Annotated in this window: 22 protein-coding genes; 10 read left to right on the top strand and 12 right to left on the bottom strand. The window is 64.4% G+C overall.

The window, feature by feature from the left end; translation table 11 throughout:
• Window position 1: 1 nt before the first annotated feature.
• From rph to clpS, 6 genes are all read right to left on the bottom strand, one after another.
• On the bottom strand, window positions 2-787 hold the full coding sequence (gene rph, locus RE4_RS27210; protein WP_003945332.1) for a ribonuclease PH: 786 nt from the start codon (window positions 785-787) through the stop codon (window positions 2-4).
• Window positions 788-839: 52 nt separating this feature from the next.
• Window positions 840-1,598, bottom strand: a complete 759-nt coding sequence (locus RE4_RS27205; RefSeq protein WP_037119612.1) for a cyclic nucleotide-degrading phosphodiesterase — start codon at window positions 1,596-1,598, stop codon at window positions 840-842.
• A 97-nt stretch (window positions 1,599-1,695) separates the two neighbouring features.
• A complete protein-coding gene (locus RE4_RS27200) occupies window positions 1,696-2,355 on the bottom strand; it encodes a rhomboid family intramembrane serine protease (protein ID WP_020970033.1) in 660 nt (219 codons plus the stop codon).
• Between the two features lie 92 nt (window positions 2,356-2,447).
• Window positions 2,448-3,515, bottom strand: coding sequence for a P1 family peptidase (locus RE4_RS27195; RefSeq protein ID WP_060939694.1), 1,068 nt, complete (start codon window positions 3,513-3,515; stop codon window positions 2,448-2,450).
• The gene (gene aosR / locus RE4_RS27190; protein ID WP_003945318.1) at window positions 3,512-4,102 is read right to left on the bottom strand and encodes an oxidative stress transcriptional regulator AosR; all 591 of its coding nucleotides are present in this window, start codon (window positions 4,100-4,102) and stop codon (window positions 3,512-3,514) included. The genes RE4_RS27195 and aosR overlap by 4 nt, the downstream gene beginning before the upstream one ends.
• Before the next feature lie 68 nt (window positions 4,103-4,170).
• The gene (clpS, locus tag RE4_RS27185) at window positions 4,171-4,482 is read right to left on the bottom strand and encodes an ATP-dependent Clp protease adapter ClpS (protein ID WP_060939705.1); all 312 of its coding nucleotides are present in this window, start codon (window positions 4,480-4,482) and stop codon (window positions 4,171-4,173) included.
• A gap of 121 nt (window positions 4,483-4,603) precedes the next feature.
• Between clpS and RE4_RS27180 the strand changes: the two genes are divergently transcribed.
• The 3 genes from RE4_RS27180 to RE4_RS27170 are packed head-to-tail and all read left to right on the top strand — an operon-like array spanning window position 4,604 to window position 8,646.
• Window positions 4,604-5,944: a nicotinate phosphoribosyltransferase gene (locus tag RE4_RS27180; RefSeq protein WP_174531796.1), complete on the top strand. Its 1,341-nt coding sequence runs from the start codon at window positions 4,604-4,606 to the stop codon at window positions 5,942-5,944.
• Window positions 5,941-6,588 carry an isochorismatase family protein gene (locus tag RE4_RS27175; RefSeq protein ID WP_020970037.1) on the top strand — a complete coding sequence of 216 codons (648 nt, stop codon included), beginning with the start codon at window positions 5,941-5,943 and terminating at the stop codon, window positions 6,586-6,588. Before RE4_RS27180 ends, RE4_RS27175 begins: the two co-directional genes overlap by 4 nt.
• Before the next feature lie 9 nt (window positions 6,589-6,597).
• A complete protein-coding gene (locus tag RE4_RS27170; protein ID WP_019749155.1) occupies window positions 6,598-8,646 on the top strand; it encodes an ATP-dependent DNA helicase in 2,049 nt (682 codons plus the stop codon).
• 68 nt (window positions 8,647-8,714) lie between these two features.
• Here the strand turns inward: RE4_RS27170 and glgP are convergent, their stop codons facing one another.
• Window positions 8,715-11,315 (bottom strand): alpha-glucan family phosphorylase, encoded by a 2,601-nt coding sequence (gene glgP / locus RE4_RS27165; RefSeq protein WP_060939692.1) that lies wholly within the window; start codon window positions 11,313-11,315, stop codon window positions 8,715-8,717.
• Between the two features lie 177 nt (window positions 11,316-11,492).
• Between glgP and RE4_RS27160 the strand changes: the two genes are divergently transcribed.
• From RE4_RS27160 to RE4_RS27150, 3 genes are read left to right on the top strand one after another with little or no spacing between them, the layout of a single operon-like run.
• Entirely contained in the window at window positions 11,493-13,517 is a 2,025-nt protein-coding gene (locus tag RE4_RS27160; protein WP_060939704.1) for an alpha-1,4-glucan--maltose-1-phosphate maltosyltransferase, read from the top strand.
• The gene (glgB, locus tag RE4_RS27155) at window positions 13,517-15,718 is read left to right on the top strand and encodes a 1,4-alpha-glucan branching protein GlgB (protein ID WP_060939691.1); all 2,202 of its coding nucleotides are present in this window, start codon (window positions 13,517-13,519) and stop codon (window positions 15,716-15,718) included. Before RE4_RS27160 ends, glgB begins: the two co-directional genes overlap by 1 nt.
• Window positions 15,718-17,166 (top strand): neutral zinc metallopeptidase, encoded by a 1,449-nt coding sequence (locus RE4_RS27150; protein ID WP_020970042.1) that lies wholly within the window; start codon window positions 15,718-15,720, stop codon window positions 17,164-17,166. The genes glgB and RE4_RS27150 overlap by 1 nt, the downstream gene beginning before the upstream one ends.
• An 18-nt stretch (window positions 17,167-17,184) precedes the next feature.
• Here the strand turns inward: RE4_RS27150 and RE4_RS27145 are convergent, their stop codons facing one another.
• The 3 genes from RE4_RS27145 to RE4_RS27135 form a co-directional block, all read right to left on the bottom strand.
• Window positions 17,185-18,081 (bottom strand): co-chaperone YbbN, encoded by an 897-nt coding sequence (locus tag RE4_RS27145; protein ID WP_060939690.1) that lies wholly within the window; start codon window positions 18,079-18,081, stop codon window positions 17,185-17,187.
• Window positions 18,082-18,186: 105 nt separating this feature from the next.
• Entirely contained in the window at window positions 18,187-18,549 is a 363-nt protein-coding gene (locus tag RE4_RS27140; RefSeq protein ID WP_020908283.1) for a DUF3817 domain-containing protein, read from the bottom strand.
• Between the two features lie 100 nt (window positions 18,550-18,649).
• Complete coding sequence (locus RE4_RS27135) at window positions 18,650-19,843, bottom strand: acetyl-CoA C-acetyltransferase (RefSeq protein ID WP_060939703.1); 1,194 nt, start codon at window positions 19,841-19,843, stop codon at window positions 18,650-18,652.
• A gap of 107 nt (window positions 19,844-19,950) precedes the next feature.
• Here RE4_RS27135 and mce point away from each other — a divergent pair, with 107 nt between their 5' ends.
• A complete protein-coding gene (gene mce, locus RE4_RS27130; RefSeq protein ID WP_060939689.1) occupies window positions 19,951-20,424 on the top strand; it encodes a methylmalonyl-CoA epimerase in 474 nt (157 codons plus the stop codon).
• Window positions 20,425-20,464: 40 nt separating this feature from the next.
• Window positions 20,465-21,508, top strand: a complete 1,044-nt coding sequence (locus RE4_RS27125) for a hypothetical protein (protein WP_019749164.1) — start codon at window positions 20,465-20,467, stop codon at window positions 21,506-21,508.
• A 7-nt stretch (window positions 21,509-21,515) separates the two neighbouring features.
• On the opposite strand, the gene RE4_RS31715 is transcribed toward RE4_RS27125, so the two are convergent.
• Window positions 21,516-21,860, bottom strand: a complete 345-nt coding sequence (locus RE4_RS31715; protein WP_020908287.1) for an Rv1322 family protein — start codon at window positions 21,858-21,860, stop codon at window positions 21,516-21,518.
• Window positions 21,861-21,879: 19 nt separating this feature from the next.
• Entirely contained in the window at window positions 21,880-22,554 is a 675-nt protein-coding gene (nucS, locus tag RE4_RS27120) for an endonuclease NucS (protein ID WP_003945160.1), read from the bottom strand.
• Window positions 22,555-22,596: 42 nt separating this feature from the next.
• On the opposite strand from nucS, the gene RE4_RS27115 reads away from it, so the two are divergent.
• Window positions 22,597-24,189: an adenylate/guanylate cyclase domain-containing protein gene (locus RE4_RS27115; protein ID WP_060939688.1), complete on the top strand. Its 1,593-nt coding sequence runs from the start codon at window positions 22,597-22,599 to the stop codon at window positions 24,187-24,189.
• Window positions 24,190-24,331: 142 nt separating this feature from the next.
• Complete coding sequence (locus tag RE4_RS27110) at window positions 24,332-24,958, top strand: dihydrofolate reductase family protein (protein ID WP_060939702.1); 627 nt, start codon at window positions 24,332-24,334, stop codon at window positions 24,956-24,958.
• Window positions 24,959-25,067: the final 109 nt, after the last annotated feature.

The following is a 25,067-nucleotide window of genomic DNA, read 5'->3' as shown; positions in this document are numbered from 1 at the left end:
CTCAGGCACCGAACTTCTTTTTGGGTTCCGGATTCTTCGGTTCGGGTAGCACCCCGGGATACGGCTCGGCCAACGCTTGACGCTGGATCTCGAAGAGTTGCTCACAACCAGCCAGAGCGGAGTCGAGCAGCTTGTCCAGCGTCGAGCGTGGGAACGTGGCACCCTCACCGGTTCCCTGGATTTCCACCAGCGTGCCGGTATCGGTGGCCACGACATTCATGTCGACCTCGGCGCGAGAATCCTCTTCGTACGGAAGATCGAGGCGCACTCGTCCGTCCACGACCCCGACGCTGACGGCCGCTATGCCACACGAGATGGGCTGAGGGTCGGAGAGCAGGTCGGCTGCGCGCAGGTACGTCACGGCGTCGACCAGGGCCACGTACGCCCCCGTCACTGCCGCGGTGCGGGTGCCGCCGTCGGCCTGGAGGACATCACAGTCCAGGGCGATGGTGTTCTCGCCGATCGCAGCGAGATCGATGCAGGCCCGAAGTGATCGGCCGATGAGTCGACTGATCTCCTGCGTACGGCCGCCGACCTTGCCCTTGACCGATTCGCGGCCACTGCGTGTGTGCGTGGCGGCGGGAAGCATCGCGTATTCGGCTGTCAGCCAACCCAAGCCGGAGCCCTTGCGCCAGCGGGGTACACCCTCTTCGACGCTGGCCGTGCACATGACGCGAGTGTTCCCGAACTCGACCAGAACGGATCCGGCCGGATGACTGGTGAACCCGCGGGTGATCTTGACCGTGCGGAGCTCGTCGTCCGCCCTACCGTCTTCTCGTGTAGTCACCTTCGTGAGCCTAGCGGTCGCCCGGTCGGCACTGCATCGAATGTGAGGGGAATCAGATGTCGTAGACGCTTCCGGCGGAGACGGCATGGACTGGTCCGGAGAATTCGGATTTCGCTTCGGCGATCACGTCTTCGCGGGAGGTCCACGGCGGGATGTGCGTGAGGAGAAGTTCCTTGACGCCGGCGAGGGCAGCCACACGGCCGGCTTCCTTACCGGAGAGGTGAACTCCCTCGGGGCGATCCGGACTGTCGGTCCACGAAGCTTCGGAGAGCAACACGTCCGCTCCACGGGCGAGTTCGACGACGTTGTCGCACATACCCGTGTCACCGGTGTAGACGAGCACGCGGCCGTCGGCGCCGGTGATCCGGAAACCGTAAGCCTCGGGAGGATGATTCATCCGACGGGCGACGACGCTCAGTTCTCCGAACCTCACCGGCTCGTTCTCGGCCCAGAGCCGGACGTCGATGGTGTCGGAGATGTCATCCATCTCGCCGGCGCACTCGGCGGAGGACACTCCGATGCGGCAGGCCGTGTCGGTGGGGCCGTAAACCAGAGCCCGCCCGACCGGCGGGTTGGGGTGATAGCGACGCCAGACGAGCAGGCCGGGCATGTCGAGACAGTGGTCCGCATGAAGGTGCGAAAGCAGGATCGTCACCTCGCCCGGATCGGCGTATCGCTGCAACGCCCCAAGAACTCCCGGGCCGAAGTCGATCACGAGCGGCGGAGTTCCCGGTGCCGTGAGCAGGTATCCCGAAGCCGGTGAATCCGGACCCGTGACGCTGCCGGAACACCCCAGGACGGTCATGCGCATACCGGTCATGCTGCCACGTCTACCCGTCTGGAAAAAAGCTCTTGGTGGTTTTGGCGCGTCGAAGTCACACCGCAGCGAGGGTGTGACCCACGTCCGTTCAGAAACTCGGTGGTCGGACGGCCGGCGCCGACCCTGCGCGCTTGGCCCTCTCCCCCGACGTCAGCGCCCAGGCGGCCACCACGCCGCCGATCGCTCCGAACAGATGTCCTTGCCAGGAAACCCGTGGATCGCTCGGGAGAACGCCCCACAGCACTCCGCCGTACACGACGAAGACGGCAACGCCGATCAGGATCTGTGTGAAGCTCCGCGTGAAGAACCCGCGCACCAGCAAGTAGGTGACCCAGCCGAAGATCAGCACGGACGCACCGACGTGATTCGAGTTCGAGCCGGCGAACAACCAGGTCCCGACACCGCCGATCACCCAGATGATGCCGGTCGCCGCGAGTCCGCGCGCAATTCCCGACACCAGCACGAGGAACCCGAGGATCAGGACCGGAATGGTGTTGGCAATCAGGTGAGCCCAGTCGTCGTGCAGAACCGGGGCGAACAGGATTCCCCACAGGCCGTCGAGCGTGCGCGGGGTGACGCCGGCGTTCTGGACGTTCTGACCGGAGATGACATCCACGATCTCGATCACGTAGAGCAGGATCGCGAAGCCGCCCACCAACACGGCCGACTGCTTCCACACCGAGGGCGGACCGGATTTCGGTGCCGGCGTCCGGGTGCCGAAGTCCGGATTGTTGAAATCCATCGTCATCGTGTGCGTCCTCCACCGTCGATCCGGTTTTCTGATTCGGTCACTCGCGACCAGGCTCAATTCGAGATTACCGCCGATTCCCGGAGTGCTGCCTAGAGAAATGCCGACGGAAAGAGTTCGCGGTAGCTCGGGATTCCGGCTACCGACGTGGCGTCGAGAATCGCTGTGACGATCGCACGTTCGACAACCTGCGCCGAGGCGGCACACACCGCATCGAGTATCGGCAGATCGTTCGGAAAAGCGGCCGGAACCGCGATCTCCGAATTCGGAGTGTGATCGCCGGTGGCGAGCGCAAAGATCGTGTCGCCGTCGAGCGGCGAATGCGCGGGCCGAATCGCACGAGCCAGACCGTCATGCCCTGCGACGGCGACGCGTCGGCACCCGGATTTTGTCAAGGCGGCGTCAGTGGCGACCACACCGATCGTGGTGTTGAGGACTGTTCCCTTGGCTGCAACGGCGTTGGCCGCCGCGAGTTCGGACGCGTCGGGAAGCCTGAGCCCGAACGACTCCGCCCCGTCCGAGCCGACGCCCCACGGCAAGCCTGTTCTGGGATCGAAGACCGAACCCACCGGGTTCGCCACGATCAACGCGGAGACCGTCGTACCCTCGGCCGGGCCGTCGGCGATCACGACGCTGGCCGTTCCCACCCCACCCTTGAGCGCTCCGGCTCTGGCACCTACCCCGGCGCCGACCGTGCCCGTGGCGAATTCGCGCGAAGCGGTGTCGGCAGCGAGGAATCCGAAGTCTCCGGTCGGACGAACGGTCCAGTCCCCCACCGGCAGATCGAAGATCACGGCGCCGGGCACGATCGGTACCACCTGACCAGGAGCACCCATCGCGATCCCGCGATCGTGTTCCTCGAGCCAGCGCATCACTCCATCGGCCGCGGCAAGTCCGTAGGCACTACCGCCGGTCAACAGCACGGCATTGACCTGCTGGACCGAATGGCTCGGGTCGAGTAGGTCGGTCTCGCGGGTACCCGGACCGCCGCCGCGGACGTCGACTCCGGCAACCACACCGGCCGACGCGAGCACGACCGTGCAGCCGGTGGCTGCGCCGCTTCCGAGAGTGGCTCCCTCGTCGAGCTTGTGGTGATGGCCGACAGCGAGGCCGGCGACATCTGTCAGTGAATCAGTGGGCCCGGTCCGCGTCATGGTCATGGCATGAGCGCCTGGACGAGGGAGTCCTGCATCCACGTCAACCAGTGATAGACGTCGAGATGCGGGGCGCGCGGGTCGTCGGGTTCGAGGCTCTCCGGGGTGTCGGCGTCGATGCCGAGATTGGTTCCGAGCGCGAGACGGACGTCGTTGAGCGAGGACAGCCACGCATCGGCCTGTTCCTGCGTGAGAACGACCTTGCCGCCGGCCTCCGGAAGCGAAGCCAACAACATGCGAGCGGACTCACGCTTGGCGTCGATGATCTCGGGTTCGTGCAAACTACGCAGCGCGCCGTTGACATTGGCGCCGGCGTCGTCGAGATCGTCACTGTCCGGAGCGACCTTGTCCGGATCGGTGCGCTGGAAGTCGGGAAGCAAACGCGCCAACACCGGATTGTCGGGCGTCTCCGAATTTCCGGTACGAAGGCCCGTCAGCGCGGCGAGCTCGTCTTGCGGCGCCGAAGACGCGCGCTCGTCGAGAAGCCCGGTCACCGACTCCACGAGCGAGCGCAGAACCGCCGCCTCGTGGCCGTCCATCTCGGACTTGAACTTCACTCCGCCGAGTGAACTCTTCCTACTCCACGTCCGCACGCGTCGGACTCCCGTCTACGAGTTGGGCGAACAAATCGGTCGAAAAAGTGCTTTTCTCAGGGCTTTTCTCAGGTGTCGTCGCGTTGCATCGTGGCCCAGAGACCGGCAGCGTGGAGGCGACGAACATCGGCCTCCATCTTGTCGCGCGAACCGCTCGAGACCACGGCCTTGCCCTCCGAATGGACCTGCATCATCAGGTCGGTGGCCTTGGCTTTGCTGTAACCGAACAACTTCTGGAACACGTAAGTCACGTAATGCATGAGATTGACCGGGTCGTCCCAGACGATGGTCACCCAGGGCCGATCTGCGGCTTCGATGGTCGCAACAGCCTCCGACTGCTCGGGCGTGGTTTGAGGAGAAGAAGCCGTAGCGCCTCTCATCGTTACGTTCGCCGAGTAAGTGCCGGACACGGTCGCGCCGCCGAAAACCATGTATCCAGGGTACGGCGCGACGAGAGGCGACAACACCCACCCACGTCGTCTCGCGCATAGAGTTGTGTGCGTGCCTACGCAAATTTCCGACATCCGCGACGCCGGTGCCAGCACCGCACTGCTCACCGATCAGTACGAACTGACCATGCTCTCGGCGGCTCTCGCCGACGGATCTGCCTTCCGCAACTGCAGTTTCGAGGTATTCGCACGGCGGCTGCCAGACGGTCGTCGCTACGGCGTCGTCGCCGGTACCGAACGCCTTCTCGACGCACTCGAGCAGTTCCGGTTCGGTGAACCGGAACTGGCGATCGTTGCGAGATTCCTCGACGACACGACCGTCGAGTGGCTGCGCAACTATCGATTCTCCGGTGACATCGACGGCTACCGCGAGGGCGACTTCTATTTCCCCGGATCACCGATCCTCTCGGTCCGCGGAACGTTCGCCGAGTGCGTCATCCTCGAAACCTTGATTCTCTCGATCCTCAACCACGACAGCGCGATCGCTTCGGCCGCAGCCCGCATGGTGAGCGCAGCGGGCGGTCGACGGATGATCGAGATGGGCTCGCGCCGTACGCACGAACAGGCCGCCGTCGCCGCTTCACGTGCCGCGTATCTCGCCGGCTTCGACGCCACCTCCAACCTCGAAGCCGCGCGGCGTCACGACGTACCCAGCGCAGGTACCAGTGCGCACGCCTTCACACTCCTGCACACCACCGAAGACGGTCCGGACGAGGCAGCGGCATTCCGCGGTCAGGTCGCGGCACTCGGCGTATCCACCACGTTGCTCGTCGATACCTACGACATCACCGAGGGTGTGAAAACGGCTGTCGCCGTTGCCGGTCCCGAGCTGGGTGGGGTTCGCATCGACTCCGGCGATCTCGGCGTTCTTGCTCGTCAGGTACGCCAACAACTCGACGATCTCGGTGCTACCAAAACACGCATCGTCGTCTCCGGCGACCTGGACGAGTACGCGATCGCGGCTCTGCGCGCCGAACCCGTCGACTCGTACGGTGTCGGTACTTCACTGGTCACCGGATCAGGCGCACCCACCGCAGGCATGGTTTACAAGCTGGTCGAGGTCGACGGAATCGCGGTCGAGAAGAGAAGCACCAACAAGGCATCTCGCGGCGGCGCCAAGAAGGCACTGCGCGTGGTTCGCCCGACCGGAACGATCGTCGAAGAAGTCATCTACCCTGCCGGCTCGCCCGCTCCGGTTTCCGAGGCGGACGGCGCGACCGAACTGCTGATCCCGTTGGTTCACGAAGGCAAGGTCGTCGAGAGCGCACCGACGCTCGAAGAGAGCCGCGCAGTTCTGAAGGCCGGGCTCGTGAGCCTGCCGTGGGAAGGGCTCAAGCTCTCGCGCGGAGACTCGGCTGTGCCCGTTCGATTCTCCGGAGGTGAGCACCAGTGAGTGCAAAAGCACTGATCGTCGTCGACGTTCAGAACGATTTCTGTGAAGGTGGCGCTCTCGCGGTCGACGGCGGCGCTGCGGTTGCGGCGGCCGTCAACGATTTCGTCAACTCCCACGAGTACGACGCCGTAGTCGCGACTCGCGATTTCCACATCGATCCTGGGGCGCATTTCTCCGAGACCCCAGACTTCGTCGACAGTTGGCCGATTCACTGCGTCGTCGGGACGGCCGGCGCCGAGTTCCATCCGGCGTTCGACGCTTCCGTCGCCGGTTCGGCGATCTTCTCCAAGGGCGCCTACAGCGCGGCCTATTCCGGTTTCGAAGGAGCAGCCGAGGACGGCACGACACTCGAGGACTGGCTCCGCGCCCACCAGATCACCGACGTCGACGTGATCGGCATTGCCACAGATCACTGCGTCAAGGCCACGGCCATCGACGCGGCGCGCGCGGGATTCGCCACGACGGTCCTTCTGCCCTTCACCGCAGGTGTGTCGACTGCCACGATCGAGTCGGCATTGGTACAGATGCAGGAGGCGGGAGTGCAGCTGATCGGGCGAGACGAGGCGTCGTCGGAAGAAGACTCGAATGCCGGGGAACTACCCCGGGAATCATCCGTGGACGTTTCTGACGTAGGGATCCATTAACCTTCGTGGGTGGCCGATCAACTCCCGAACGTTCCCGAACTGCTCCAGACAGCGGTGCGGTCGCTCGGCGGTGCCGAACGAACCAGTCAGCTGACGATGGCGTCGGCCGTGGCGCACTCGATCGACACGGGCGAGCATCTGGCCGTCCAGGCCGGCACCGGTACCGGTAAGTCACTCGCCTACCTCGTTCCGAGCCTGCGCCATGCGGTCGAGTCTGGGCGCACTGTGGTCGTGTCCACTGCCACCATCGCGCTTCAGCGCCAGCTCGTCGATCGAGATCTGCCACGGCTGGCCGATGCACTGAAGAAGCCACTCGGCCGACGCGCCGAGTTCGCAATCCTCAAGGGCCGCAACAACTACCTGTGCATGAACAAGATTCACACCGGCGCGTCGGAACAGCCGCCCGAGGACGAGTTGTTCGATCCGTTCACGGTCTCGCGTCTGGGCCGGGAGGTCGTCCGCCTCACCGAATGGTCCTCCGACACCGAAACCGGTGATCGTGACGAATTGGTACCGGGCGTATCCGATCAGGCGTGGCGGCAGGTCAGCGTCACCTCCCGCGAGTGCATCGGAAAGAACCAATGCCCGGTCGGTGAGGACTGCTTCGCCGAGCGCGCCCGCGTCGAGGCGTCGAAGGCCGACGTCGTCGTCACCAACCACGCGCTGCTCGCTATCGACGCCATCACCGGCATCCAGATCCTCCCTGACCATGACGTCGTAGTGATCGACGAAGCCCACGAGTTGGTCGACCGCGTCACCGGCGTTGCCACGGCCGATCTCACAGCTTCGTCGATCAGTGCCGCGGCCAGGCGTTGCGGCAAGATCGCCGAAGAGCAGGACGCCGACCGACTCGAAGCTGCCGGCGAGGGTTGGGCGGGACTCCTCGAGGAATTGCGTCCAGGTCGATGGGAAGGCCTCCCGGACGGTGCGGCGCCCGCACTGGCCGCGATACGCGACGCGGCCTGGTCGCTGCGCACCGCGATCGGTCCGGCCAAACCGGGCATGGCAGCCGCAGACCCCGAAGCCGCTGCAGCCCGCAACGCTGCGCTCTCGTCCGTCGACGACGTCCACGACAGCGCCGTGCGTATTCTCACCGCCTTCGACGAACCAGACCCGGCCAAGCGCAAGGACGTCGTCTGGCTGTCCTCGGACGAGTTCCGCGGATCGGTGCGGCGCTCCGTCCGGATGGCTCCGCTCTCCGTCGGCGGATTGCTGCGCTCGCGACTGTTCGCCGAATCCACCGTCGTTCTCACTTCCGCGACACTGACCGTCGGCGGATCGTTCGACGGTCTCGCCGTCAACTGGGGCCTTCCCGCGGAATCGTCGGTGCGACCCGACTCGGGTACCGCCATCGGCACCGAAGCACCTTCTGACGCTTCTGCTTTCCGCTGGAACTCACTCGACGTCGGGTCGCCCTTCGACCATGCCAAGGCCGGCATCATCTACATTGCCCGCCACCTGCCCACGCCCGGCCGCGACGGCCTCTCCCCGGTCTATCTCGACGAGATCGCCGAACTTGTCGAGGCTGCCGGCGGACGCACCCTCGGCTTGTTCTCATCGATGCGCGCCGCCAAAGCCGCATCGGAGGCGATGCGCGAACGCCTCGACACCCCGATCCTGTGCCAGGGCGACGACGCCACCGGCACCCTCGTCAAGGCCTTCGCCAAGGACGAACCCACGTCACTGTTCGGCACGTTGTCCCTGTGGCAGGGCGTCGATGTCCCTGGCCCATCGCTGAGCCTCGTCATCTTGGACCGGATTCCGTTCCCGCGCCCGGACGATCCACTGTTGATGGCTCGCCAACAAGCCATCGAATCCCATGGCGGTAACGGCTTTCTCAGCGTCTCGGCCAATCACGCGGCGCTGCTCCTGGCACAGGGCGTGGGTCGCCTGCTTCGCAGCACCGACGACAAGGGCGTGGTGGCCGTGCTCGATCCGCGTCTGGCCACGGCGAGATACGCGGGTTACCTTCGCGCATCGCTGCCGCCCTTCTGGGAGACGACCAACCCCGAAGTCGTCCGCAAGGCGCTCACCCGCATCCGCGACTCACGTCCCTGAGCCAGTTCTCACGCGGACACAATTCTGCCCCGGTACCGACCGAACGGACCGGGGCAGAATGCAATACGTCAGACGCTCGGAGTGGTCACCAACCCGAGTTCGGACGCATCGACCAACAACCGGTGATGCGGCAGCACCCGCACGGTGTATCCCACGGAACCGGAGACCGGAAGCGCAACCTCGGCTTCGAAAATCTCGGTTCCGTCCTCGGCGCCGAAGTGTGTCATCGGGAACGTCACCACGTCGGTGAGCTCCTCGCCCGGGCTGACGCGTCCCAGGACTGCCTGGACCTGGACATCCGAGACCCACAAGCCGCCGAGGCGGACCTTGGCCTTCAACGAGATGGTCGCACCGATCTCCGGAGTGTCCGGCAAGCCGGAACCGTCCACCTGCTCGACGGCGACCGACGGCCACTGTGATTCGATGCGACGACGGAACTCGGCCACCTCACGCGCGCCGGCAAAATCGTCCGCCACTACCGCTCGAGCTGATTCCGCCGAAGGGGCGTAGTAGTCGACGGCGTAGTCACGAACCATGCGTGATGCCAACACCTTCGGGCCCAGATTCTCGAGAGTGTGGCGAACCCTCTCGACCCAGCGCGTCGGCAGATCGGCTGCATCACGGTCGTAGAACGTCGGCAGTACCGCGTGCTCGAGAAGTTCGTAGAGAGCGCTGGCTTCCAGATCGTCACGCCGCACGTCGTCGAGAACACCGTCGGCCGTCGGAATGGCCCACCCGTTCTCGCCGTCGTACATCTCGTCCCACCATCCGTCGCGAATGGAGAGGTTGAGTCCACCGTTGAGAGCGGACTTCATGCCGGAAGTGCCGCACGCCTCGAGTGGGCGAAGTGGGTTGTTGAGCCACACGTCGCAGCCCCAGTAGAGGTACCGGGCCATCGACATGTCGTAGTCGGGCAGGAAGACGATGCGGTGACGCACATCCGCTTCGTCGGCGAACCGTACGACCTGCTGGATGAGTGCCTTACCGCCGTCGTCGGCGGGGTGCGACTTACCGGCCACCACCAACTGCACCGGACGCTTCTCGTCGAGCAACATCGCACGCAGACGCTCGGGATCACGCAGCATCAGCGTCAACCGCTTGTACGTAGGCACGCGCCTGGCGAATCCGACTGTCAAGACGTTGGGATCGAAAACTCCAGTGGTCCAGCCGAGTTCAGCTTCGGTCGCGCCGCGTTCGAGCCACGACGCTCGGACGCGACGACGGACTTCGTCGACCAACTTGCCGCGCAACGCATTACGTGTCTCCCACAGTTCGTTGGCCGACAACTCGTGTAGGCGCTCCCAACCGCGCGCTTCTTCGAGTTGCTCCTGCCCCACGATCCGCCTGGCCACGTCCATCCACTCCGGCGCAGCCCACGTCGGAGCGTGGACACCGTTGGTGACCGATCCGATCGGCACCTCGTCGGCGTCGAATCCCGGCCAGAGACCGTTGAACATGTCGCGACTGACGATGCCGTGCAACTTCGAGACGCCATTGGCTCGCTGGCCCAGGCGAAGACCCATGTGCGCCATGTTGAAGATCGACGGATCGGATTCGCGCCCCATCCCGACGACGCGGTCGACGGTCAGTCCGGGAAGCAAACTCGATTCGTTCTCGCCGTTCGCTCCGCCGAAGTAGTGACGGACCAGATCCGCCGGGAAGCGGTCGATTCCGGCGGGAACCGGAGTATGCGTCGTGAAGACCGTTCCGGCGCGGACCGCGGCCAGAGCCGAATCGAAGTCCAGACCGCTGGTGGTCACAAGTTCCCGAATCCGTTCGATGCCGAGGAATCCGGCATGCCCCTCGTTCATGTGGAAAACCTCGGGATCGGGCAATCCGTACGCCGCGGTGTAGGCACGCACCGCACGGACGCCGCCGATACCTGCGAGGATCTCCTGCTTGATGCGGTGATCCTGGTCCCCACCGTAGAGACGGTCAGTGACGCCGCGCAGATCCGCGTCGTTCTCGGCGATGTCGGAATCGAGCAGCAGCAACGGCACTCGTCCGACCTGAGCGATCCACACTCGCGCACGCAGCACTCGGCCACCGGGCATGGCGACGTGAATGACGACCGGCGATCCGTCGTCGGACGCCGGACCTGCGTCCGTCAGCAAACGAAGAGGCAACCCTTGAGGGTCGTGCGGCGGGTAGTGCTCGGCCTGCCAACCGTCGGCGGTCAGCGACTGGCGGAAGTAGCCGGATCGGTAGAGCAGTCCGACGCCGATGAGCGGCAGCCCGAGGTCGGACGCGGCCTTGAGGTGATCGCCCGCGAGGATGCCCAATCCGCCGGAGTAGTTGGGCAGAACTTCGCTGACTCCGAACTCCATGGAGAAGTACGCAATTCCGCCGGCCAACGATGTGCCCTTGGCCTGCTGGGACTGATACCAGCGCGGCGTGCTCAGATAGGCATCGAGATCGGCTGCTGCAGTGTCGAGGTCACCGAGAAATGCCTCGTCACTGCTGAGTTCGTCGAGACGGGTGGGGTTGACTTCCCCGAGCATGCGGACCGGATCGAACTGGACTGCTTGCCAGAGTTCGGGGTCGAGTCGCGAGAACAGATCCTGTGTCTCGGGATGCCACGACCACCGAAGGTTGGTGGACAGGGGGCCGAGCGCGGCGAGGCGCTCCGGAATGTGGGCTCGGACAGTGAACCGACGCAAGGCTTTCACCCCGCGAACCCTAGTCGAGTTCCTTGCACTCTGTCCGGTGGAACCGAACGCCCGAGCCGACCTGACCACCGACAGACCCGAATTCGTCGTTATCAGCACTCCAGCGTCGCACCCACTACGGTTGGACCCGGCGAAAGAAAGTTTTACCGCGATCCATCATCAGAAATGGAGCTTCCCGTGTCAGGACGCCTCGGTATCGACGACGTGGTACCCGAGATCTCGGGTAACTATCCGGCAAAGGCCGTGGTCGGTGAAGTCTTCCCGGTGCACGCCACCGTGTGGCGAGAAGGCCACGACGCCATTTCCGCCACTCTTGTCGTGCGTGGTCCGCGCGGCACCAAGCCGCTGCGCATTCCGATGGATCCCGGGACCGAACCGGACACCGTCGACGCGGTGTTCACGCCGTCCGCCGAAGGTATGTGGTCGTTCCGGATCGAGGCGTGGAGCGATCCCATCGCCACCTGGAAGCACGCCGTGGAAGCAAAGCTCGCCGTCGGGCAAGGGGCGGCCGAGTTGGCCAACGACCTGGAAATCGGTGCGCGCCTGTTCGAAAAGGCCGCGCACGAAGTGCCGCGGGGCAACAGGTCCAGGCTCGAGGCCGTCACGGCGTCGCTGCGCAGCGATCAGGCGCTGACTGCTCGCGTCGCTCCGGCCTTCGCCTCCGACGTCGCCGAACTGCTCCGCGCTACTCCACTTCGCGAACTGGTCACCAAGGGCGAGTCCCACCCTGTCGTCGTCGATCGCAGCCGTGCGCTGTTCGGCTCCTGGTACGAGTTCTTCCCCCGTTCGACCGGTGGATGGGACGAGAACGGAGTACCGCAGCACGGCACGTTCCGCACTTCGGCCGAAGACCTGCCCCGCATCGCCGCAATGGGTTTCGACGTCGTCTACCTTCCGCCGATCCATCCCATCGGCGAGATCAACCGCAAGGGTCGCAACAACACCCTCACCCCCGAACCCGGCGACGTCGGTTCGCCGTGGGCGATCGGCTCTGCCGACGGCGGGCACGATGCTGTTCACCCCCAACTCGGCACGCTCAAGGACTTCAAGGCCTTCGTCACTGCGGCCCGCAAGCTGGATCTCGAAGTGGCACTGGATCTCGCGCTGCAGTGCGCCCCGGATCATCCATGGGCTCAGAAGCATCCGGAGTGGTTCAACGTTCTTCCCGACGGCACCATCGCCTACGCCGAGAACCCGCCCAAGAAGTATCAGGACATCTACCCGATCAACTTCGACACCGATCCTCGCGGTCTGGACAAGGAAATCCTGCGCGTGGTCCGCCACTGGATCAACGCCGGAGTCAAGATCTTTCGTGTCGACAACCCGCACACCAAGCCGCCCAACTTCTGGGAGACACTCATCTCGGAGGTCAAGAAAACCGACCCCGACGTCTTGTTCCTCGCCGAGGCTTTCACTCGTCCGGCGCGCATGTACGGCCTTGCCAGGCGCGGGTTCACGCAGTCGTACACGTACTTCACCTGGCGAGTTGCAAAGTGGGAGCTCACCGAATTCGGTAACGAGCTGGCGGCAAAGGCCGACGAGGCCCGACCGAACCTCTTCGTGAACACACCGGACATCCTGCACGAGTCCCTCCAGCACGGTGGGCCCGGAATGTTTGCACTGCGAGCAGCTCTCGCCGCCACCCTGGCGCCGACGTGGGGCGTCTACTCCGGTTACGAACTCTACGAACATCAAGCCGTTCGCCCCGGCAGCGAGGAATACCTCGACTCCGAGAAGTACGAACTTCGTCCGCGCCGTTTCGCCGAAGCGGCAGCGCGAGGCGAATCTCTCGAGCCGTGGATCACCGCACTCAATCGCATCCGGCGTGCACACCCGGCCCTGCAGCAGTTGCGGAACCTGCACTTTCATCACATCGACAACGACGCGTTGATCGCCTACTCGAAGTTCGACGCCTCGACCGGTGACGCCGTCCTGACGGTGATCAACCTCAACCCGTTCGCGGCAGAAGAGGGCACCGTCTGGTTGGACATGCCGGCGCTCGGACGCGAATGGCACGACCACATGACCGTGCTCGACGAGGTTACCGGCGAGCAGTTCAATTGGGGCCAGGCCAATTTCGTCCGGCTCGAGCCCTGGCGTTCGGTGGCGCACATCCTCGCGCTCCCACCCGTTCCGTATCCGGCCCGGATCTCTCTGGCCTACCAAGCTCGCAATGCGCACCGCGCAGGTGGAGGCAAGTGATGTCAACCGAAAAGTCCCCTTCGGGTATCGCGCCGGACAATCACGATCTGGAACTGTTGGCGCGCGGTGAACATCACGATCCGCACAGTGTCCTCGGCGCCCATCCCCACGCCGACGGCACCGTTCTCCGAGCGTTGCGTCCCAACGCCGAGTCCGTCAGCGCCGTCATCGGCGGCAAAACCTTTCCTCTCGAACATGTTTCGCACGGAATATTCGCGGCCCTGGTCCCCTACCCAGACCTGATCGACTATCGCTATTCCGTGACGTACCCGGGTGGCCACACAGTTCTCGCAGCCGACCCTTACCGATTCCTGCCGACTCTCGGTGAACTCGACCTTCACCTGTTCGGCGAAGGTCGGCACGAACGACTGTGGGACATCCTCGGCGCACATCCGCGTTCGTACGAGACACCGGACGGACCCGTCGACGGCACCTCGTTCGCCGTCTGGGCTCCGGCCGCCCGCGGCGTGACCGTCGTCGGCGACTTCGACGGGTGGAGTGGGCAATTCGCCCCCATGCGAGTCCTCGGCTCCACCGGGGTCTGGGAACTCTTCCTGCCCGACATCGCAGTCGGTTCGCTGTACAAGTTCCGGGTCCACGGCCACGACGGCTCGGTTCGCGACAAGGCCGATCCCATGGCATTCGGTACCGAGGTACCGCCGGCGACGGCGTCGCGAGTGACCACCAGTTCGCACGAATGGAACGACGCGGCCTGGCTGGAAACCCGCGCTGGTGTCGACCCTTCGCAGTCCCCGATGAGCGTGTACGAGGTGCACCTCGGATCGTGGCGTCCGGGACTCGACTACCGGCAGATGGCCGAGCAACTCGCCGTATACGTCACCGAAACCGGATTCACCCACGTCGAACTGCTGCCCGTCTCCGAGCATCCGTTCGGTGGATCGTGGGGGTACCAGGTCACCTCGTACTACGCACCGACCTCCCGCTTCGGCACCCCGGACGACTTCCGGTGGTTCGTCGACCACCTGCACGCCGCAGGGATAGGCGTCATCGTCGACTGGGTGCCTGCACACTTCCCCAAAGACGAATGGGCGCTTGCCCGTTTCGACGGAACGCCGTTGTACGAGCACGCCGATCCGCGTCGCGGCGAGCAGTTGGACTGGGGCACATACGTATTCGACTTCGGTCGCCGCGAGGTCCGGAACTTCCTCGTCGCCAACGCGCTCTTCTGGCTCGAGGAGTTCCACATCGACGGACTGCGCGTCGACGCCGTCGCATCGATGCTGTACCTGGACTACTCACGTCCGGAAGGTGGATGGACTCCCAACATTCACGGTGGCCGCGAGAATCTCGAAGCTGTTGCGTTCCTGCAGGAGATGAACGCCACCGTCCACAAGAACCACCGAGGAGTCGTCACCGTCGCCGAGGAGTCGACGGCGTGGCCCGGAGTCACTCGGGCGACCAATGTCGGTGGCCTCGGGTTCAACATGAAATGGAACATGGGGTGGATGCACGACACCCTCGGATTCCTCGGTCACGACCCGGTGCACCGGACCTACCACCATCACGAGATCACTTTCTCGCTGATGTACGCGTGGAGCGAGAACTACCTGCTACCGATCAGCCATGACGAAGTGGTGCACGGCAAGGGAACTCTGTGGACCCGGATGCCCGGCAACGACTTCGCCAAGGCTTCCGGCCTGCGCTCACTGCTTGCGTACATGTGGGCGCATCCGGGCAAGCAACTGCTGTTCATGGGACAGGAGTTCGGTCAGAGCGCGGAATGGTCCGAAGAACGCGGCCTCGACTGGTGGCAACTCGACGATCAGTACACCGGCACTCTCCACCGCGGCGTCCAGCGACTGGTCGGAGATCTCAACTCCGCGTACCGACGCCATCCGGCGATGTGGACCCTCGACACCTCCCCCGGCGGATACTCCTGGATCGACGCCAACGACACCGAGAACAACGTCCTCAGTTTTCTGCGTTACGGTACTGACGGTTCGATTGTCGCCTGCCTGTTCAACTTTTCGGGCAGTGAGCACTCGAGCTACCGCGTCGGGCTACCAGAGCCCGGCCGATGGGTGGAAATTCTCAACACCGATGCCGAGGTGTACGGCGGCTCCGGAGTCGGGAACCTCGGAGCGGTCACGGCAACGTCGCGTTCGTGGCACGGTCGGCCAGCCTCCGCACAGGTGGCGCTGCCAGCTGCTGGAGCGATTTGGATAAGTCTGGAGCGTTGATGGTCGGCCGGCGAGTAGTCATTGTCACGTCGTCACTGTTCGCAGTGGCCGCACTGCTCGCCGGTTGTGCAAGCGGAACGAACGGGCACGCCGTCTCGATCTATCACGATCCGTTCCGCGTCGCCGGACTCGACGCAACAGCAGGCCCCAGCGGATTGCGCCCGGGAGCCCCCAATGCCGACCGAGCAATCACCGGTACCGACGGCGGGGACATCGACGCCCTGGCGGCCAACGCCATCACCGACATCGAAACTTACTGGGCCGCCGAGTACCCGGCTCTGTTCGACAAGCCCTTCGAACCGGTCGACGAGCTGATCTCGTGGGACCCCACCGAATCGAACGGCCCGGACTTCTGCGAAGAGACCACCGAAGAACTCATCAACGCCGGGTACTGCAGCATCGATCACACCATCGGTTGGGATCGCGAACTGCTACTGCCCGAGGTACGCGAGAAGTTCGGTGAAGTGGCCGTCGCCTTCATTTTCGCGCACGAGTACGGCCACGCGGTTCAACGCAAAGCCGGGATCGTCGGCGGCAAACGAGATGCGGCCCTGGTGCGAGAACAACAAGCCGACTGTTTCGGTGGTGCCTTCTTGCGGCACGTCGCCGAGGACAAGGCCGCACACTTCACGATGAACACCTCCGACGGCCTCAACAAGGTGTTGGCCTCGGCCGTCGCCATCCGCGACGAAGACCCTAATGATCCTGAGAGCCACCATGGTTCGGCGTTCGAGCGCGTCACCGCCACTCAGATCGGCTTCACCGACGGCGCCGGCGCCTGCGCGAAGATGGACGCCGACGAAATCGAGTCACGACGCGCAGACCTCCCGCAGCAGTTCGCCGAAGGCAACGACTCCGGAGAACTGCCTGTCACCGAGGCAACGCTCGACGAGTTCGTGAAGACATTCCAAGCGATCTTCGATCTACCCGAGCCGCCGAAGGTCGTGTTCACCGGCGCAGACACCGGGTGCAGCGACGCCGTTGCGACCGAGCCCGTCTCGTACTGCCCGTCGACGAACACCATCGGAATCAGCGTCGACGACCTGGCCGAGCGCGGCACGCCGGGTCGCGTCGGACGGCGCGAGTTGATCCAGACCAACATCACCGGTGACTACAACGCCTACGTCCTGCTCGCGTCGCGGTACACCCTCGCGATGCAGAAGGAGAACGGCCAATCGCTCGACACTCCGCAGACTGCCTTGCGCGCCGCCTGCCTGTCCGGCGTCATCACCGCAGCGCTCAGTCCCACCAACGCTGCGGCGTCCGGAGCTCAGGTCACACTCTCCCCTGGTGACCTCGACGAAGCCGTATCGGGGCTGCTGACCGACGGCCTTGCTGCCAGTGACGTCAACGGTGAGACGGTGCCGAGCGGGTTTGCACGCGTAGACGCGTTCCGGACCGGCGTACTGGGTGGCCGGGAAGTGTGCGACAGCCGCTACACGGAGTAGCGGCTGCCGGTCCACACGTCAGTAGAGAGCGGAAGCCAACTTACGTCGGGCCGCGATGACGATCGGTTCTGCCGGGTCGAACAGTTCGAACAGCTCGAGCAGGCGCGTCCGCGCTGCGGCCTTGTCGTCGCCGGCAGTTCGCGAAACCACCGAGATCAAGCGCGCGAACGCCGCCTCGGGTTGCTGGGCGAACATTTCCAGGTCGGCCGCAGCGAACTGCAGTTCGAGATTGGACGGATCAGCATCCGCGGCCGCGATCGACTCGGGATCGACGCCCTGAACCCGGGCCATGAACTTCACCTGGCGGACAGCGCTCTTGGCCTCCGCATTGTTGGGTTCGGCGTCGAGAATCATCTGGTACGCAGCGATGGCGGCGTCGAGATCGCCCCCGTCCAGCGCGGTTTCAGCGGCCACGAAGCGTGGATCCTCGACCTCCTCCACCGGTTCGTCCCCGTCGGACACCGGCCCACTCAACTTGCCCTCGACAGCTTGGAGCACTGCGTCGAACCACTGGCTGAGCTGCGCCTCTGGCTGAGCGCCCTGAAAATCGGCCAACGGCTGACCAGCTGCGACGGCAACAACCGTCGGCACCGACTGGACACCGAATGCCTGCGCGATGCGAGGACTCACGTCGACGTCGACGTTGGCAAGAATCCACTTGCCGCCGGCGCGCGCCGCCAATGATTCGAGAACTTCGGTGAACACGACCGAGGGCTCGTATGCGCGGCCACCGATGTTGACGATGACCGGCACCTGGCTCGACTTGAGCAGGACTTCGCTTTCGAAGTTCTCCTCGGTCACCTCGATCACTGCCCCGGAGACAGCAGAAACGGCCCCGTCGCCGCTGGTGTTACGCGGCGGTGGTGGGGCCGTGGCCCGCTCTTTGAAGGCGGACAAGTCGACTGCGCCGCTCATGGCGGCAGCAACTGCGGACGAACGCGCGGGGGGCCTGGAACCTGGTCGAGTCACGACTCCCAGTTTGTCACGAGTTGCGCGAAGCTACGTAGAGGGATGCAGCACTCAGACGAGCGCCGCGTTGCCCTTGGACGCCTCGAACTCCGTGGACAGCTCACCGAGCTTGCCGTTTCGCACTGCCCAGCGTTCGAATATGACGGTGCCGAACGGGGGAACGCTCGAGATCAGCGCAAGGATCGTGGTCTTGATATCCCACTTGAGCGACCACGCAGTCAGCAGAGCAACAACGATGAACACCAGGAAGCCCGCGGTGCCGTGGACCATTCCGGGGATGCGAATCGCTTCTTCGTGTCCGAGGACCCACTTGAAGAACATGGCAACCAGCAAGGCCGCCCAGGTCACAGCTTCCCACCACGCCACCAGACGGAAGCGTTTCGCGGGAGTGGATACGTCAAAGATGTTCGCCATGAGGCCATTGTGCCCGAACAACTACGACGCCCCGTAGTTGTGTGAGCAAAACCACGGGGCGTCGCAGAGCGAGAGCGCTCGTTCAGGTGTATTTAGACACTCAAGCCTTGGGGACGCGGATGATGAGTGCGTCGCCTTGTCCGCCGCCGCCGCAGAGTGCGGCTGCGCCGATGCCGCCGCCGCGGCGTTGCAGTTCGAGGGCGAGGTGCAGGGCGATGCGGGCGCCGGACATGCCGAGGGGGTGTCCGACGGCGATGGCGCCGCCGTTGACGTTGACCTTGGCGGGGTCGAGGCCGAGTTCGCGGGTGGAGGCGATCCCGACGGCGGCGAACGCTTCGTTGATTTCGACGAGGTCGAGGTCGGTGGGGTCGATGCCTTCCTTGGCGCAGGCCTTGGCGATGGCGCGGGCGGGTTGGGACTGGAGGGTGGAGTCGGGTCCGGCGACGACGCCGTGGGCGCCGATTTCCGCGATCCAGGTCAGGCCGAGTTCTTCGGCTTTGGTTTTGCTCATCACGATCACGGCGGCGGCGCCGTCGGAGATCGGGGAGGCGGAGCCGGCGGTGATGGTGCCGTCCTTGCTGAACGCGGGACGCAGTTTGCCGAGGGATTCGGTGGTGGTGTCGGCGCGGATGCCTTCGTCCTGGGCGAAGACGATCGGCTCGCCCTTGCGTTGGGGGATGGAGACGGGGACTACTTCGTTGTCGAAGTAGCCGTCTTTCCAGGCGCGGGCCGCGTTCTGGTGTGAGGCGGCGGCGAAGGCGTCCTGCTCGGCGCGGGTGATGTGGGTGGTTTCTTGTTGGTTGACTTGTTCGGTGAGCAGGCCCATGGCCTGGTCGGTGAAGATGTCGTGGAGGCCGTCGTAGGCCATGTGGTCGCGGAGGGTGACGTCGCCGTATTTGAAGCCTTCGCGGCTTTTTTCGAGCATGTGGGGTGCGCGGGACATCGATTCCTGCCCGCCGGCGACGACGATGTCGAATTCGCCGGCGCGGATGAGTTGGTCGGCGAGGGCGATGGCGTCGATACCGGAGAGGCACACTTTGTTGATGCTCAGGGCGGGGACGTTCATGGGGATGCCGGCGGCGACGGCGGCTTGGCGGGCGGGCATCTGGCCGGCGCCGGCGGTGAGGACCTGTCCCATGATGACGTAGTCGACTTGTTCGGGGGCGACTCCGGACTTGTCGAGGGCGCCTTTGATGGCGATGCCGCCGAGGTCGGACCCGGAGAGGTCTTTCAACGATCCGAGGAGTCGACCCATCGGGGTACGAGCTCCCGCAACAATCACAGAACTGGTCACGATTTCCTCCGGCTGCAAAAGAGACATAGTCGTCGGTTCCGTGCGGCCTAAGAGCCAAGTCACATCCCGACGTGTACTCCTCAAACGGTAGCGCTACCGTGAAAGGTATGACACAGACCTCCCCCAGTTCTGCACTCGCACCTTTGTCGTCCGACCTCGTCGTCGCGATCGATCACGTCGGAATCGCGGTGCCCGATCTCGACGCGGCAATCGCGTGGTACACGCAGCACCTGGGCATGGCGTCGACCCACGAGGAAATCAACGAATCGCAGGGCGTGCGCGAAGCCATGCTCTCCGTCGTCGGCTCCCCCGCCGGATCCACTGCCGTTCAGCTGCTCGCACCACTGGACGAGAACTCGACCATCGCCAAGTTCATCGACCGAAGCGGCCCCGGACTGCAGCAGCTCGCCTACCGGGTCACCGACATCGACGCCATCTCCGCCGAGCTTCGCGAGCGCGGCGTTCGGTTGCTGTACGACGCTCCCCGGCGCGGTACGGCCAACTCGCGCATCAACTTCATTCACCCGAAGGACGCCGGCGGCGTCCTGGTGGAACTGGTCGAACCCGACGCGAGCCACTAGCAGACCCGACTCCAGCTCGTATGCCAGGTAGATTGTCGCCATGGCATACGAGCAGGACCGCGGTTCGATCCAACTTCCGTTCCAGATCGCACGGAAGGGATACGACCGCGACGAGGTACGTAACTACTTCGAGCGATTCGACGCGGAGCTGCGAGTTACCGCGGCCGATCGTGATGCTGCCGCTGCGCAGGCCCGTGACCTTGCCAAGCAGCTCGACGATGCACGCGACGACATCGACGACCTCCGCAAGGACGTCGACCGCCTCTCGGTACCGCCCACCACTGCGGAGGGCATGAGCGATCGCATCAGCCGCATGCTGCGCCTTGCCTCCGACGAGGCTTCGGAGGTGCGCGCGAAGGCCGAGGCCGACGCAGCCGAGATGACCTCCATCGCCGAACAGGACGGCGCCCGCCTGCGCGGTCACTACGAGTCGCTGATCGCCGAACTCGAGGACCGTCGCAATGCGATGGAAACCATGCACGAGCAGACCATGGCGCAGGCCCGTACCGAGGCCGCCCGGATCGTCGAAGCCGCACAGGCCGAGCGGGATCGCCTGGCTGCCGAGTCCGAGGCCAAGCGCACTCAGATCCGCGAAGACTTCGACATCTCGATGTCCGAGCGTCGCGCCAAGGTCGTCGCCGCCGTCAACGACCTGGAGTCGTCGAGCAAGGCAGAGGCCGAGCGTCGACTCTCCGATGCGTCGCACGAGGCTCAGCGCAGGCTGCAGGCCGCCACCGATCAGTCCGAGCGCAAGATCGCTCACGCGAAGGAACTGACCGAAGAACTGCGTGTTCTCCGTGGTCGAATCCTGGCTCAGCTCTTGGGCATTCGGGGACAACTCGATTCGGTTCCGGCCATGCTCGCATCGGTCAACCGGGAGAGCGAACTCCTCGATGCACCGCCCGCTCCGGTCATCGTCGAAGCCGAGGAAGATCTCGAGATCGAAGACAAGAAGGCCGACTCCGATCCGGTCGACTCAGAACCGAGTATCGACGAAGACGATGTTCTCGAGGACTCGGACGAGACCAACACCGCCGAGATCGACACCCGCGCCGTCGAGCAGCGAGCCCAGTCCCGGAACTGATCGACGCTCAGGACCACCGTCTGGTCAGGCTGCGAGTTCCGCGGCCTGACCAGCATCCGGTGTGCCAGTGTCGACGTTCGTTCGCGCCGCCCGGTTCCGAAGGCCACGTCACCACATGGGCGACACCGGGCCTGATGTCGTGATCACAACCGGGGCAGCGATAGAACTTCGTCGCGTTGGAGCCGGGTATCGGCCTCACCATGTACATTTCACCGCCCGGCCCTGGCTCCTCCCGGACCAGCGCCCCGCCGAACAACACACCACTGGGTGACTGCGATTCCGCGCTCGAATCCCGAGCACGCCGAGTATCCGTTCGACGGGATTGCTTCGGCGAAGGTTTGCGGCGCGGCATGGTTCGAGTCTAAACAGCGTCAGAAAAGTCGGAACTCGGTGCTTTCGGTACCACGCAAGGCCTCGTAGTCCAAGACCAGGCAACGGATCCCACGGTCGTTGGCCAAAGTCTTTGCCTGCGGCTTGATCTGTTGCGCTGCAAAAACTCCCGTGACCGGCGCGAGCAGAGGATCGCGGTTGAGCAACTCCAGGTACCGCGTCAACTGCTCGACGCCGTCGATCTCGCCGCGGCGCTTGATCTCCACCGCCACCGATGCACCGTCCGCGTCACGGACCAGAAGGTCGACCGGCCCGATGGCCGTCATGTACTCGCGCCGCACCAACGTGTAGCCGGGGCCGAGTGTCTCGACATGCTCCGCCAGAAGTTCTTGAAGGTGTGCCTCGACTCCGTCCTTGATCAATCCCGGATCGAGACCGAGTTCATACGACGAATCGTGCTCGACCTCTTCGAGAGTGATCCGAAGCTCCTCGCCCGCCTTGTTGGTGACGACCCACAGGATGTCGTCGCTGTCGCCGGTGGTCTCGACCAACCAGCACGGCGGACTCATCCAGTTCAGCGGCTTGTACGCCCGGTCATCGGCATGAATGCTGACCGAACCGTCGGCCTTCACCAACAGCAGTCGTCTTGCGGTAGGGAGGTGGGAGGTCAGGCGTCCCACATAATCGACACGGCAACGAGCAATAACTAGGCGCACCGGACCACCCTAAGCGATCATTACGACTACTCTCGACACACTATGCAGCGAAGCCGTGTCCCGAGTGCGCCCCTTGGGTCGTGGCTGCTCGGATCCACCGACGAAAGCCCCAGGCGCCGCCGAATCCGCGTCCAGGCACTACTCACCGCCCCTCTCCTGGTCACCAACCTGATCGGAGCGGTGCTGGCGATCGTGCTCGTCGGATTCGTGGTTCCCGGACCCGAGATCATCCACCCCGAATTCGCGTGGATCAACTTTATTGCCGTGCCCGTCTTCATCGGGTGTGTCTTTCTCATCGGACTTCTGTGGGGCACCAAACGCCTCATGAGGGATCTCCGGTGGGCCACCGAGGATCACCGGCCAACCGAGCAGAATCAACGCGCGGCGTTGCGCGGGCCGTGGCGGCTGACCCGAGTGCAAGCCGTCCTGTGGACGGCCGCGCTCATCACCTTCACGACCATGTACGGAATCGTCGACCCCGACACCATTCCGAAAGTTCTGTTCACCGTGGCTTTCAGCGGTATCACCACCTGCGCTTTCTGCTACCTGCTCAGCGAGTTCGCACTCCGCCCGATTGCTGCGCGTGCACTCGAATCCGGAGCGCCCCGCAAGGCTGCCGTTCTCGGACTGACCGGCCGGACAATCCTCGTCTGGCTGCTCGGAAGCGGGGTCCCCGTCACCGGCTTGATGCTCGTAGCGGTCTTCAGCTTCATCCGACCTGCTTCGTGGCAAGCCCTCGCGACCGCGATCCTCGTCATCGGCGGGATCACTCTGTGCGTCGGACTCGGGCTGACGTACATCAACATCCGATCAGCCGCGGCCCCCATTCGGTCCGTACGCCGAGGCATGGAGCAAGTCACCCGTGGCGACCTCACCGCGTCCGTCGTCGTGTACGACGGGACCGAATTGGGACTGCTGCAGACCGGCTTCAATCGCATGGCCGAGGGCCTGCGCGAGCGCGAGAGGATTCGCGACCTCTTCGGGCGCCACGTCGGACACGAGGTTGCCGCAAACGCGGTTCGCCGAAACCCGGAACTCGGCGGTGAAGAACGCGACGTTGCCGTTCTCTTCGTCGACGTCATCGGATCGACCACGATCGCGGCAACCAACTCCCCTACCGCGGTGGTCGCTCTACTCAACCGATTCTTCGACGTCATCGTCGACGAGGTAGATGCACACGGCGGATTCGTCAACAAGTTCGAAGGCGACGCGGCGCTGGCAATTTTCGGAGCGCCGACGACACTCGACGATCACGCCGGCAGTGCACTCGCCGCCGCCCGCAAGATTCGGCAGCGCCTGCGTGCCGAAGTTCCGGAAGTGAGCGCGGGTATCGGCGTCGCTGCGGGAATTGCTGTTGCCGGAAACGTCGGTGCGCGAGAAAGATTCGAGTACACCGTCATCGGTGATCCCGTCAACGAAGCAGCGCGACTGTCCGAGGTCGCCAAGACGGTTCCGGGTAACCTCGCCGCATCCGGACGGGCTGTGGCCGCCGCTGACAGCGCCGAAGCCGCACAGTGGTCGATCACCGAGAACATCACCCTTCGTGGCCGCCTCGAACAGACCGAGCTCGCGATTCCCTGCGACGCCTTGGAGTCCGAGACCATCCCGGCAGACTCTGTGCCCGTTCAGCCCTGATCTCACCGCCCACCTTGAGCGAACGGCACGTTCGGTCGATCCAAGGCGATGAACGCCACGTTCGCTCGATGACTTTCCCGCTTCCCGACGGTCTATATCGAAACAGCGGAAATCCGACGATGCCGGGGAGATGGGTACGACTATGAAACTGACGACATTTACCATCGTCACTCTCGACGGGGTGATGCAAGGACTCGGTGGGCCGGACGAAGATCGACGCGGCGGATTCGAACGCGGCGGATGGTCCGCGCCGCTGGTGGACACAGAAGCCATGTCTTACCTTGTCCAGGTCTACCAGCGCGCCGACGCCTTCCTGTTCGGTCGGCGGACTTACGAAATCTTCGCCGGTTATTGGGGCGCGTTCGAGAATCCAGAGGTCAACCCGATCGCAAGCGCCTTGAATACGCGGCCCAAGTATCTTGCCTCGACAACGGTCACCGATCCGCAATGGAAGAACACCACGGCCCTTTCAGGTGACACCGCCGCAGCGATCGGCGAACTGAAAGCCAGACCCGGCGGCGAGCTTCAGGTGCACGGCAGTGGCGAATTGTGCCGCTGGCTTCTCGCGAACGATCTCGTCGACGAGATGATCCTGCTGATCGTTCCGGTGGTCGTAGGCCAGGGCACACGACTCTTTCCCGATACCGGACCGGATATCGCACTCGAGCTGGCCGAATCGCGAGCCACACCAAAGGGCGTGACGATCCAGCGGTATCTGCCCACTGGCCGGCCGAAGTATGCAACTGCCACCGCCGACGGCATCGGCTGATCCGGGCAGAGCGCCTGTCGTCGTCAGTCGTGCTCCCGCCCCCAATGGCGTGAACGTATCGTTCCCCTCGTCTGAGAGGGTGAGTGTGTCGTTCACTCGATGCGGGGTG

Source organism: Rhodococcus erythropolis NBRC 15567 (assembly GCF_001552595.1).
GTDB lineage: Bacteria > Actinomycetota > Actinomycetes > Mycobacteriales > Mycobacteriaceae > Rhodococcus_F > Rhodococcus_F erythropolis.
The sequence above is the reverse complement of the archived record's forward strand: the minus strand, read 5'-3'. Positions and strand labels throughout refer to the sequence as shown.